The 11,922-nt window shown below is 60.6% G+C and carries 10 protein-coding genes; 3 read left to right on the forward strand and 7 right to left on the reverse strand.

Annotation, left to right across the window (positions count from 1 at the left end; all coding sequences use genetic code 11):
- Window positions 1-2: 2 nt before the first annotated feature.
- On the forward strand, window positions 3-434 hold the full coding sequence (locus J5M57_RS25870) for a hypothetical protein (RefSeq protein ID WP_169842449.1): 432 nt from the start codon (window positions 3-5) through the stop codon (window positions 432-434).
- Between the two features lie 91 nt (window positions 435-525).
- On the opposite strand, the gene J5M57_RS25875 is transcribed toward J5M57_RS25870, so the two are convergent.
- From J5M57_RS25875 to J5M57_RS25905, 7 genes are all read right to left on the reverse strand, one after another.
- Window positions 526-1,452: an ABC transporter permease gene (locus tag J5M57_RS25875; protein ID WP_064585839.1), complete on the reverse strand. Its 927-nt coding sequence runs from the start codon at window positions 1,450-1,452 to the stop codon at window positions 526-528.
- Window positions 1,452-2,558, reverse strand: a complete 1,107-nt coding sequence (locus J5M57_RS25880) for an ABC transporter permease (protein WP_207849992.1) — start codon at window positions 2,556-2,558, stop codon at window positions 1,452-1,454. The genes J5M57_RS25875 and J5M57_RS25880 overlap by 1 nt, the downstream gene beginning before the upstream one ends.
- Window positions 2,559-2,571: 13 nt before the next feature.
- Entirely contained in the window at window positions 2,572-4,131 is a 1,560-nt protein-coding gene (locus J5M57_RS25885; RefSeq protein ID WP_207849993.1) for an ABC transporter ATP-binding protein, read from the reverse strand.
- 604 nt (window positions 4,132-4,735) lie between these two features.
- Window positions 4,736-5,317 carry a YigZ family protein gene (locus tag J5M57_RS25890; RefSeq protein ID WP_207849994.1) on the reverse strand — a complete coding sequence of 194 codons (582 nt, stop codon included), beginning with the start codon at window positions 5,315-5,317 and terminating at the stop codon, window positions 4,736-4,738.
- A 7-nt stretch (window positions 5,318-5,324) separates the two neighbouring features.
- Window positions 5,325-5,975, reverse strand: a complete 651-nt coding sequence (locus J5M57_RS25895; protein ID WP_064585843.1) for a TetR/AcrR family transcriptional regulator — start codon at window positions 5,973-5,975, stop codon at window positions 5,325-5,327.
- Window positions 5,976-6,062: 87 nt separating this feature from the next.
- A complete protein-coding gene (locus tag J5M57_RS25900; RefSeq protein WP_207849995.1) occupies window positions 6,063-7,451 on the reverse strand; it encodes a nucleobase:cation symporter-2 family protein in 1,389 nt (462 codons plus the stop codon).
- 131 nt (window positions 7,452-7,582) lie between these two features.
- Window positions 7,583-8,503 carry a LysR family transcriptional regulator gene (locus J5M57_RS25905; protein WP_064585845.1) on the reverse strand — a complete coding sequence of 307 codons (921 nt, stop codon included), beginning with the start codon at window positions 8,501-8,503 and terminating at the stop codon, window positions 7,583-7,585.
- 138 nt (window positions 8,504-8,641) lie between these two features.
- On the opposite strand from J5M57_RS25905, the gene J5M57_RS25910 reads away from it, so the two are divergent.
- Both J5M57_RS25910 and J5M57_RS25915 read left to right on the forward strand, forming a co-directional pair.
- Complete coding sequence (locus J5M57_RS25910; protein WP_064585846.1) at window positions 8,642-9,991, forward strand: aspartate aminotransferase family protein; 1,350 nt, start codon at window positions 8,642-8,644, stop codon at window positions 9,989-9,991.
- A gap of 76 nt (window positions 9,992-10,067) precedes the next feature.
- A complete protein-coding gene (locus J5M57_RS25915) occupies window positions 10,068-11,561 on the forward strand; it encodes a CoA-acylating methylmalonate-semialdehyde dehydrogenase (protein ID WP_064585847.1) in 1,494 nt (497 codons plus the stop codon).
- Window positions 11,562-11,922 lie beyond the last annotated feature (361 nt).

The following is an 11,922-nucleotide window of genomic DNA, read 5'->3' on the forward strand; positions in this document are numbered from 1 at the left end:
CGATGTGGACTGCAACTCAATATCGCAATGTGGTGCGCGGCAGCGCCTGGTACGACCTGATCGTGACGGCGGCGTTTGCCACGCCGTGGAGTTTCGCTGCGCTGCATGGGTTATTGACGGCGCTAAGTCAGGCGCTGGATCTGCCCGGCGAGCTGCCGGCGTTTCAGCCTGTGCACATGTTGATGGCGAATCTGTTGGGGTCGTTGGTTTGTGTATGGGCGGTGCTGCGGATTCGTGACCCGCAGGCGCTTTATGGGCGATATGACGCGGTGGCGCGGTTTCTGTTTGCGGCCTGGCAGGGGTATGCCCTGACCCATGGCGCGAGTTTGTTGTTGGTGGTTTTTCTGGTTTTTGAACTGGCGTGGGGCGTGGCTCAGGTATTGCCGATCCGTGGCGAGGGAGCTTGCTCCCGCTCGGCTGCGCAGCAGTCGTAATTCCTGAGTGCGAGGTCTTCCAGGCTGAATGTTTAGGGCCGCTTCGCGCCCCAGCGGGAGCAAGCTCCCTCGCCACAGGTTTTGTGTGTGCCTAATGCCCGGCCTGCCACGGCTGCCCCAGTGATACCGGTGCATACAACCGTGTACGCACCGCATCCCGCGACAACAGCACCAACACCACAATCGTCGCCACATACGGCAGCATCGCCAACAGACTCGACGGAATCGCCAGCCCCAACCCCTGCGCCACCAGGTGCAGGATGCTGGCGAGGCCGAACAGGTAAGCCCCGAGCAGCAGGCGCCACACCCGCCAACTGGCAAACACCACCAGTGCCAAGGCGATCCAGCCGCGCCCGGCGGTCATGTTCTCGGCCCACATCGGCGTGTACGCCAGCGACAGATACGCCCCGGCCAACCCGGCCATCGCCCCGCCAAACAGCACCGCCAGGGTGCGCACGGTCAGCACCGGCAACCCCATCGCACTGGCCGCATCCGGGTTTTCGCCGACCGCCTGAATGATCAGCCCGACGCGGCTTTTGATGATCACCCACGCCACCAGCGCAAAAAGGGCGAAAGACAAATACACCAGCCAGTCCTGAGCAAACAGCATCCGTCCGATCAGCGGGATCTCACTCAAGTACGGAATCGCCAACGGCTCGAATCCGGCCAGCGGCTTGCCGACCCACGCCGCGCCGACAAAGGTCGACAGCCCCACACCAAAAATCGTCAGCGCCAGGCCGGTCGCCACCTGATTGGCATTGAACACCAGCGCCACCAGGGCAAACAGCGACGACAACAGCATCCCCGCGAGCATCGCCAGCAACACGCCGAGCCACAGATTGCCGCTGTTAAGCGCGACGATAAAACCGATCACCGCGCCAAACAGCATCATCCCTTCCTGGCCGAGGTTGAGCACGCCGCTCTTCTCGCAGATCAGCTCACCCAGCGCCACCAACAGCAGCGGCGTGCCGCAACGCACCATGGCGTAGAAAATATTGCTCAACAGATCGATATCCATCACAGCGCTCCGGCGGTTACGGCGGTGGTCGAGGTGCGCCGTGCCCAGCGCAGTTTCAGGCGTGGCCGATAGAGGATCAGCACGTCGCAGGCCAGCAGGAAAAACAGCATCATTCCCTGAAACAGTTGGGTGATGGCTTGCGGCAGGTTGAGGGTCATCTGCGCGTTCTCGCCACCGATGTACAGCAGCGCCATCAGCAGGCTTGAGAACAGAATGCCAAGCGGGTTCAACCGGCCGAGAAACGCCACGGTAATCGCCGCGTAGCCGTAACCCGGCGACACCTGCGGCACCAGTTGGCCGATCGGCCCGGTGACTTCGCAAACCCCGGCCAGCCCGGCCAAGCCACCACTGATCAGCAGCGCGAGCCAGATCAGGCGCTTCTCGCGAAAGCCGACGAACCCCGCCGCGCGCTTGTCCAGCCCCAGCACTTTGATCTGAAAGCCGACGAAGCTTTTCTGCAGCAACACCCACACCGCGACCAGCGCGAGCAGGGCGAAATACACCCCGGCGTGCACCCGACCATCCTCCATCAGCAACGGCAGACGACTGGCGTCGCCGAACATCGCTGACTCGGGAAAGTTGTAACCGGCCGGATCCTTCAACGGCCCGTGCACGCAGAACAGCAACAGATTCAGCGCGATGTAATTGAGCATGATGCTGGTGAGGATTTCGTTGGCGTGGAAGCGCGTGCGCAACCACGCCGTCAGCCCGGCCCACGCGGCGCCGGCGAAGGTCCCGGTGAACAGAATCAGCACCAGCGCCCAACGGCTTTGCATGTCGATGATGTTCACCGCCAGCGCACTGCCGGCGAGTGCACCGAGCAGCAGTTGACCTTCGGCGCCGATGTTCCAGATTCGCGCTTGATAAGCCACGGCCAGGCCGAGTGCGCAGAGCAGAATCGGCAGCGCCTTGACCAGCAGTTCGGAGACGCCATAGCCATCGCTGATCGGGGCAATCAACAGGGTGTGCAAGGTTTGCAGCGGATCATGGCCGAGGGCGATGAACAGCAGCGAGCCGCAACCAAGGGTCAGCACCGCCGCCAATAATGGCGAGCACCAGAGCATCAGGCGCGATTGCTGGCCACGGGGTTCGAGGGAAAGCAGCATGTTGAAAACTCCGTTAAACCGTGGCGTGTTGTTGAGGGGCATCGAACTGGCCGGCCATCCATCCGCCGACGTCGCTCAGCAGGGTGTCGGTGGTGTTTTGCAGGGGCGACAGGCGGCCGGCGCACAGGGCGCCAAGTCGGTCGCTGATCTGGAACAGTTCGTCGAGGTCTTCGGAAATCACCAGAATCGCTGCGCCGGCATCGCGCAAGGCGATCAGCGCCCGGTGAATGGTGGCCGCCGCGCCCACATCGACGCCCCAGGTCGGGTGCGCGGCGACAAGCAGTTTCGGCTGCTGGAGGATTTCCCGGCCGAGGATGAATTTCTGCAGGTTGCCGCCGGAGAGACTGCGTGCGGTGGCCTGGCTGTCCGGGGTTTTCACGCCGAATCGCTGAATGATCTGTTGGGCAAGGGCTTGGACTTTGCCGCGCTCGATCAAACCATTGCTCACCAACCCGTGTTGAAACGCCGTGAGCAGGGCGTTGTCGGCCAGGCTCAACTCTGGCACCGCACCGTGGCCCAGACGCTCGGCCGGGACAAACGCCAGTCCGAGTTTGCGTCGTGCATCCGGGCGCAGATCCGCGACCGCTTGATCAGCAAAACGAATCGTTGTGGCACTGTCGCGAGGCAGCATTTGTTCGCCACTGAGCAGGGCGAGCAGTTCGTCCTGGCCATTGCCCGCGACCCCGGCGATGCCAACGATTTCCCCGCTGCGCACCTGCAGATTAATCTCGGCCAGCGAGCAGCCGAACGGATCGGGGTTGTGCCAACTCAAGCCGTTGACCTGTAAGTACGCCGCGCCACCGCTGACCTTCGGGTATTCGCCAATCAGTGCCGCCGCTTCGCCGACCATCAGCTGCGCCAATTGCTGGTCCGAGCATTCGGCGGGGATGCAATGCCCGGCCACCCGTCCGCCACGCAACACCGTGGCGCTGTGGCACAACGCGCGCACCTCACCGAGTTTGTGGCTGATGAACAGAATGCTGCAGCCCTCGGCCGCCAGACGACGCAGAGTGATGAACAACTCGTCCGCTTCTTGCGGGGTGAGCACCGAGGTCGGCTCGTCGAGAATCAGCAGGCGGATGTCCTGCATCAGGCAGCGAATGATCTCAACCCGTTGCCGTTCGCCGATCGACAGACTGTGGACCAGTCGCTCCGGCTCCAGCGCCATGCCATAGCGGCGTGACACTTCGCGAATTTTCGGCTCCAGTTGTTTCGGCGTGCCGGCCTTGGCGCCCATCGCCAGGGCAATGTTCTGCGCCACGCTGAGGGTTTCGAACAGCGAGAAGTGCTGGAACACCATGCCGATCCCCAGATGCCGGGCCTGCGCCGGGTTGCGGATATTCACCCGCTGGCCCTGCCAGAGCATCTCCCCCGCATCGGCCTGGGTGACGCCGTAGATGATCTTCATCAGCGTGCTTTTGCCCGCGCCGTTCTCGCCGAGCAGGGCGTGGATTTCCCCAGGAGCGATGCTCAGGTCGATGGCGTCGTTGGCCAGACAACCGGGGTAGCGTTTGCTGATGTGGCGCAGTTGCAGGCGCGGGGTGAGATCGTTGCTCGTAGAAGGGGTGTGCATGACAGGCTCGTCTGGCTTGGCGTTGTGCCTGTGGATAAAGCAATTTCCTGGCCATTGAGTCAGGAACGCCCGCAATGGCCGTTGCCGCGCGCCAGAGGTCGAGCCTCCCGGCTGAAATTCCCCGGGTAGGCGAGCACCAATGCGGAGCAAAGCCGTTGATCCGGCTCCACTTTTGCACCGTTACAATTGGTTAAAAAACGAGCAGTCGAGCCGAACCTATGCAGAATCGCCGGCTGCGCCAGCCATGAACGGCTTATCCACAGGTTGTTCCACAGTATTTGTGCGCAAGCCGAAAAGCCGGGCATAAGCAAAGACCGCTTATCTTCTAATGGTGATAAACGGCGCTAACTATTTGTTTTTACGTAGGATTAATCTTTTTTCATGTGAATTGGACAAAAAGTGAGCAAATCGCGCAAAGCCACGTGACAGAAGGGTTACAGCGGGATGTGCTCAGGTTATCCACAGTCGGGTGCACAGTAGATGTGGGCAAATATATGGAATAAGGCATTTCGGCGGTGCCCTAAAAGATCGCAGCCTTCGGCAGCTCCTGCAGGTCGGCGCATTCCAATGTAGGCGCTGCCGAAGGCTGCGATCTTTTGCTCTTCTAACGCTGCAGCACAATCCGCCCACGGCTCAAATCCGCCAACTGCGTTTGCAACAACTCGATCTGCGCCTCGCCCAACGCCAGCTGCAACTCAACGCCATTGGCGGTGAAGTTCTCCTCCACTACCAGGCCACCCAGATCCGCCACCCGCAGCTTCACCAGCGGCAACTCGGCAAAACCGCAGGCACAGCGCAGCGGCACGCGGCTGATCAACTCGATTTTTTCCGCGTTTTGCAGGCACTTGTTCGCGCCACCGGCATACGCCCGGGCCAAACCGCCAGTGCCCAGTTGAATGCCGCCATACCAGCGGATCACCAGCACCGCGACCTGATCGCAATCCTGCGCTTCGATTGCCGCCAGAATCGGTCGCCCGGCAGTGCCGCCGGGTTCGCCATCGTCATTGCTGCGGTACTGATCACCGAGCTTCCACGCCCAGCAGTTATGCGAGGCGTTCAAGTCGCTGTTTTGCTCGAAGAACGCTTGCGCGTCGGCGGGGCTGCCGATGGGCGCGGCGAGGGTGATAAAGCGGCTTTTGCGAATCTCTTCGCGGTACTCGCAAAAACCGCTGAGGGTGAAAGGCATAAATGTCTTAAATAGTCGGGGTGAGGCCGCAGCCTTTGAGAATGATGCGGATCAGGTTGTTGCCGGCGTCTTCCATGTCCTGTTTGGTCAGCTTGCTGCGACCGCTGACGCGACAGATCTGCGTGGCGAAGTCGGCGTAGTGCTGGGTGCTGCCCCACAGCAGGAAGATCAGGTGCACCGGATCCACCGGGTCCATTTTGCCGGCATCGATCCACGCCTGGAACACGGCGGCCCGACCGGTGAACCAGGCGCGGTAATCCTGATTGAAATACTCGCTTAGGCATTCGCCGCCGCTAATCACTTCCATCGCGAAAATCCGCGAGGCTTGCGGCTGGCGTCGGGAGAATTCCATTTTTGCGCGGATGTAGCGGGTCAGCGCTTCGGCCGGATCGTCCTCGGCCGTGAGGGTGTTGAAGGTGCTGTCCCACAACTCGATGATGTTGCTCAGCACCGCCACGTACAACCCAAGCTTGTTGGTGAAGTAGTAATGCAGGTTCGCTTTGGGCAACCCGGCATTCTGCGCGATGGTGTTCATGCTGGTGCCTTTGTAACCGTGACGCGCGAACTCGTCTTCGGCGGCTTTGAGGATGGTCTCTTCGTTCTTCTGACGAATGCGGCTGGCGGGTTTGCCGCCGTGGGCTGGGACTTCAAAGGTCATAGGCACTTCCGGTTTGTCTGTGGGTGCAACCAGTTGCGTTGATAACGCACCCACAGGCATCCGACAAGTCCTGATGCAATAAAACCGTTACGCCTGTTCGATCTTGTTCAACGCCGCTGTGGGCTCGACGGCCGAGGTTTTTGCCTCCGGCAGCAACAGGCAGAGGAAGATCGCGGTCAGGCCGCCGCTGGTGATCGCCGAATCGAACAGGTTCTGCACCAGTTTCGGCAGCAGGTGCAAAAGGTTCGGCTGCGCGGCGATGCCCAGGCCGATGCCGAGCGAGGTGGCGATGATCAGCATGCTGCGCCGGTCCAGCGGCGATTGCGCAAGGATTCGCACCCCAGCCGCCGCGACGCTGCCGAACATCACCAGCGTGGCGCCGCCGAGTACCGGTTTCGGAATTTGCTGCAGCACCGCGCCGATCATGGGAAACAGCCCGAGACAAAACAGAATCGCGCCGATGTACAGGCCGACGTAGCGGCTGGCGACGCCGGTCAACTGGATCACGCCGTTGTTCTGCGCAAACGTGGTGTTGGGGAAGGCACTGAAGGTGGCGGCGATCATGCAGCTCACGCCATCGCCCAGCACGCCGCCGCGCAAACGGCTTATATAAGAAGGGCCGCTGATGGGTTGGCGGGCGAGCATGCAATTGGCCGTGAGGTCGCCGACGGTTTCGATGGTGCTGATCAGATAAATCAGCGCGACCGGCAGGAAAGCCGTCCAGTCGAAGCTGAAACCGAACTTGAACGGTGCAGGAAAACTGATCAGCGGCAGGTCAGGCAATGCCTGCGGCACCAGTTTGCCGCTGAACCACGCGGCCAGACAGCCAAGCAACAACCCGATCATGATCGCCGACAGCCGCACCCACGGCGTGTTCGAGCGATTGAGCAGGATGATCGTCAGCAACACGAACACGCCCAGCGCCAGATTGCCTGGCGCGCCGAAATCCGGCGCATTGAAGCCGCCGCCCAGATCGGTGATGCCAACCTTGATCAGACTGATGCCGATCAGGGTAATCACGATCCCGGTCACCAGCGGCGTGACGACCCGGCGCAACTGGCCAATGAAGCGGCTGAGAACGATCTGCACCAAGGCGCCGAAAAAACACACGCCGAAGATCATCGCCAGAATGTCCTCGGGGCTGCCGCCGCGTTGCTTGACCAGAAACCCGGCCGACAGCACGGCACCGAGGAAGGCAAAACTGGTGCCCTGCAAACAGATCATCCCGGCACCGATACCGAACGGACGGCGCGCCTGAATAAACGTGCCGACTCCGGAGACCATCAGCGCCATGCTGATCAGGTACGGCAAGTGCGCGGTCAGGCCGAGGGCCGAGCCGATCACCAGCGGCGGGGTGATGATGCCGACGAAACTGGCGAGCACGTGTTGCAGGGCGGCGAGCAAAGCGGCCGGCGGTTGCGGGCGGTCGTTGAGGCCGTAGATCAGTTCGCTGGACGGTTCAGAATCTGGCTGCATGGCTTAAGGCTTCTTGTTGAAGGATCGGGGTTGATCCTGCTTTGCAAAAAGCTGTCCACTTGCTCAGCTTTATCGGCGAATACCCCCCAAATGTAGGAGCTGCCGAAGGCTGCGATCTTTTGATCTTGCTTTCAACGTGTCGCTGCCAGACTCTCCAGAAAGCTTTCCAGCACCAAATGAGGGCGCCGGCCCTTGCGCGTGACCGATGCCAGGCTCAGGTCATAAAAACGTGTTTGGGATTTCAACGCACGCAAGCGCCCTTGCTGCACCCAAAGGCTGGCGTAATGATCCGGCAGGTAACCGATGTAACGCCCGGTCAGGATCAGAAACGCCATGCCCTCACGGTCAGACGCACTGGCGGTGCAATTAAGCGCCTGGTAATGCGCCTGAATATCTGCCGGCAAACGAAACGTCGGGGCAATCGCGTCCTGACTATTAAGACGTTGGTCATCCAGTTGCCTGTCATCGACATAAAACAGCGGATGACCCACCGCGCAATAAAGCAACGAACGCTCGCTGTACAACGGCTGATACTCCAGCCCCGACAGTGCGCTGGCCTGCGGCACCACGCCGACATGCAGGCGGCCATCGAGCACGCCTTGTTCGACTTCGTTGGGGGCGATCATGCGGATCTGGATTTGCACGTCCGGACCACGTTCCTTCAATTGGGCCAAGGCGTGGGTGATGCGCATGTGCGGCAGGGTGACGAGGTTATCGGTCAGGCCGATGATCAACTCACCGCGCAAATGTTGGTGCAGGCCGTTGACCTCGGTGCGGAAACTTTCCAGTGCACTTAATAGTTGCAGCACCGACTGATAAACCTCGCGGCCTTCTTCGGTCAGCGAAAACCCGGCGCGACCGCGTTGGCACAAGCGCAGGCCGAGGCGCTGTTCCAGATCGCTCATCTGCTGGCTGATCGCCGAGCGACCGATGCCGAGCACGGTTTCCGCCGCAGAAAAACCGCCGCATTCCACCACGCTGCGAAAAATCCGCAGCAAACGAATATCAAAGTCACTCACCTGGGCCAGCGGATCGGGACGGCGACTGCTCATGCTGTTGTTCTCATTGTTTAGCAGGCTTCTAACTGAAGGTTAGAAAAGTTGGATTTCACCGACTTTATCCGCGTGGCAATTTAGCTGCAACAACGCTTTCTATCTCCCTGATGCTTATGCCCTGCGAGGTTTTGCCCGATGAACATGCCTGAAACCGCTCCGTCGCCACTGGCCAGCCAACTGAAGCTGGACGCGCACTGGATGCCGTACACCGCCAACCGCAACTTCCAGCGCGACCCGCGTCTGATTGTCGGTGCCGAAGGCAGCTGGCTGTTCGATGACAAGGGCCGCAAGATCTACGATTCGCTGTCCGGTCTGTGGACCTGTGGCGCCGGGCACACTCGCAAGGAAATCCAGGAAGCGGTCGCCAAGCAACTGGGCACCCTCGACTACTCGCCAGGCTTCCAGTACGGCCACCCGTTGTCGTTCCAGCTGGCGGAAAAGATCACTGACCTGACCCCGGGCAACCTGAACCACGTGTTCTTCACCGACTCCGGCTCCGAGTGTGCCGACACCGCGGTGAAAATGGTCCGTGCCTACTGGCGCCTGAAAGGTCAGGCGACCAAAACCAAAATGATCGGCCGCGCCCGTGGCTACCACGGCGTGAACATTGCCGGCACCAGCCTGGGCGGCGTCAACGGCAACCGTAAAATGTTCGGTCAGGCGATGATGGACGTCGATCACCTGCCGCACACCTTGCTGGCCAGCAACGCCTTCTCCCGGGGCATGCCGGAGCAGGGCGGTATCGCCCTGGCCGATGAGTTGCTCAAGTTGATCGAACTGCACGACGCGTCGAATATCGCGGCGGTGTTCGTCGAACCAATGGCCGGTTCCGCTGGCGTACTGGTTCCGCCACAGGGTTACCTGAAACGTCTGCGCGAGATCTGCGATCAGCACAACATCCTGCTGGTATTCGACGAAGTGATCACCGGTTTCGGCCGCACCGGTTCGATGTTCGGCGCCGAGAGCTTCGGCGTGACCCCGGACCTGATGTGCATCGCCAAGCAAGTCACCAACGGAGCGATCCCGATGGGCGCGGTGATTGCCAGCTCCGAGATCTACCAGACCTTCATGAACCAGCCGACCCCGGAATACGCTGTGGAATTCCCCCACGGCTACACCTACTCGGCGCACCCGGTCGCGTGCGCTGCTGGCCTGGCGGCACTCGACCTGCTGCAAAAGGAAAACCTGGTGCAGAGCGTGGCCGAGGTTGCACCGCATTTCGAAAATGCCCTGCACGGTCTGAAAGGTTCGAAGAACGTCATCGACATCCGTAACTACGGCCTGGCCGGTGCGATCCAGATTGCCCATCGTGACGGCGACGCCATCGTGCGTCCGTTCGAAGCGGGCATGGCCCTGTGGAAAGCCGGGTTCTACGTGCGCTTCGGCGGCGACACCCTGCAGTTCGGCCCAACCTTCAACAGCAAGCCGCAAGACCTCGATCGTCTGTTCGACGCGGTCGGCGAAGTGCTGAACAAGCTCGACTGATTTTCCCTTCTATATATACCTGCCAAAAACAGGTGCCTCTTGTGGGCGCCTGTTGACAAGAATTCAGGAGTTTTCGATGAGCGTTATCCCGCACTTGATCAATGGTGAACTGGTGACCGAGAACGGTCGCGCGGTTGATGTGTTCAACCCGTCCACCGGTCAGGCGATCCACAAGTTGCCACTGGCCACCCGCGAAACCATTCAACACGCGATCGACGCCGCCAAGGCTGCCTTCCCGGCCTGGCGCAACACGCCACCGGCCAAACGCGCCCAGGTGATGTTCCGCTTCAAGCAACTGCTGGAGCAGAACGAAGCGCGTATCTCGCAATTGATCAGCGAAGAACACGGCAAGACACTGGAAGACGCCGCCGGTGAACTGAAGCGCGGTATCGAGAACGTCGAATTCGCCTGCGCCGCTCCGGAAATCCTCAAGGGCGAGTACAGCCGCAACGTTGGCCCGAACATCGACGCCTGGTCGGACTTCCAGCCACTGGGCGTGGTCGCCGGTATCACCCCGTTCAACTTCCCGGCGATGGTGCCGCTGTGGATGTATCCACTGGCGATCGTCTGCGGCAACTGCTTCATCCTCAAGCCGTCCGAACGTGACCCGAGCTCGACGCTGCTGATCGCTCAATTGCTGATCGAGGCCGGTCTGCCGAAAGGCGTACTGAGCGTGGTGCATGGCGACAAGACAGCGGTAGACGCGCTGATCGAAGCGCCGGAAGTCAAAGCGCTGAGCTTTGTCGGCTCGACGCCGATTGCCGAGTACATCTACGCCGAAGGCACCAAGCGCGGCAAACGCGTCCAGGCACTGGGCGGGGCGAAGAACCACGCAGTGCTGATGCCGGATGCGGATCTGGATAACGCGGTCAGCGCGCTGATGGGCGCAGCGTATGGTTCTTGCGGTGAGCGCTGCATGGCGATCTCGGTCGCGGTGTGTGTCGGCGATCAGGTAGCGGATGCGCTGGTGGCGAAACTGGTTCCACAGATCAAGGCGCTGAAAATCGGTGCGGGTACTTCGTGCGGTCTGGACATGGGCCCGTTGGTCACCGGTCAGGCGCGGGACAAGGTCAGCGGTTATGTCGATGACGGCGTGGCGGCGGGCGCGACCCTGGTGGTCGATGGTCGCGGCTTGAGCATTGCGGGTCATGAAGATGGCTTCTTCCTTGGTGGCTGCCTGTTCGACAACGTCACCCCTGAGATGCGCATCTATAAGGAAGAGATCTTCGGGCCGGTGCTGTGCGTGGTTCGGGTCAACAGCCTGGAAGAGGCGATGAAGCTGATCAACGATCACGAGTACGGCAACGGCACCTGCATCTTTACCCGTGACGGTGAAGCGGCGCGTCTGTTCTGCGACGAGATCGAAGTCGGCATGGTCGGCGTCAACGTACCGCTGCCGGTACCGGTGGCTTACCACAGCTTCGGCGGCTGGAAGCGTTCGCTGTTCGGCGATCTGCATGCCTATGGTCCGGATGGTGTGCGCTTCTACACCCGTCGCAAGGCCATCACCCAGCGCTGGCCGCAGCGTGCGAGCCATGAAGCTTCGCAATTCGCTTTCCCTAGCTTGTAACTAGTAAAAGGGATGAAGAAGGCCGACCTCTAGAGGTCGGCCTTCGTGTTTTCGGGCTTTTTTGACCGATATGACAGAAATGTGAAAAAAGCTGTTGACGGCAGATTCCAGAGGTCTATAATTCGCCCCACTTCCGGCGCAGTCGAAACGGAAAACTCCTTGAGATTCAATGAGTTACGCAGTTTTCGACAGCGGCTAGCTTCAGTTAATCGAAGCCTGGAAGGAGTTGAAAGGGTGGTGATGTTTGGCTCTTTTAACGGTTCGATCTTCTCGGTCGAAAGCGGAGAAAAAGAGGTGTTGACAGCAGCGTGTAACGCTGTAGAATTCGCCTCCCGCTAACGAGAGATCGGAAGCGCAAGTG

The sequence above is a fragment of the Pseudomonas sp. 86_A genome, from assembly GCF_017491705.1.
In the GTDB taxonomy this organism is placed as follows: Bacteria; Pseudomonadota; Gammaproteobacteria; order Pseudomonadales; family Pseudomonadaceae; genus Aquipseudomonas; species Aquipseudomonas koreensis.

Coding starts and splice junctions, on each gene's coding strand:
- J5M57_RS25870 (WP_169842449.1), top strand. CDS start 3: ATGTGGACTGCAACTCAATATCGCAATGTGGTGCGCGGCAGCGCCTGG.
- J5M57_RS25875 (WP_064585839.1), bottom strand. CDS start 1,452: ATGGATATCGATCTGTTGAGCAATATTTTCTACGCCATGGTGCGTTGC.
- J5M57_RS25880 (WP_207849992.1), bottom strand. CDS start 2,558: ATGCTGCTTTCCCTCGAACCCCGTGGCCAGCAATCGCGCCTGATGCTC.
- J5M57_RS25885 (WP_207849993.1), bottom strand. CDS start 4,131: ATGCACACCCCTTCTACGAGCAACGATCTCACCCCGCGCCTGCAACTG.
- J5M57_RS25890 (WP_207849994.1), bottom strand. CDS start 5,317: ATGCCTTTCACCCTCAGCGGTTTTTGCGAGTACCGCGAAGAGATTCGC.
- J5M57_RS25895 (WP_064585843.1), bottom strand. CDS start 5,975: ATGACCTTTGAAGTCCCAGCCCACGGCGGCAAACCCGCCAGCCGCATT.
- J5M57_RS25900 (WP_207849995.1), bottom strand. CDS start 7,451: ATGCAGCCAGATTCTGAACCGTCCAGCGAACTGATCTACGGCCTCAAC.
- J5M57_RS25905 (WP_064585845.1), bottom strand. CDS start 8,503: ATGAGCAGTCGCCGTCCCGATCCGCTGGCCCAGGTGAGTGACTTTGAT.
- J5M57_RS25910 (WP_064585846.1), top strand. CDS start 8,642: ATGAACATGCCTGAAACCGCTCCGTCGCCACTGGCCAGCCAACTGAAG.
- J5M57_RS25915 (WP_064585847.1), top strand. CDS start 10,068: ATGAGCGTTATCCCGCACTTGATCAATGGTGAACTGGTGACCGAGAAC.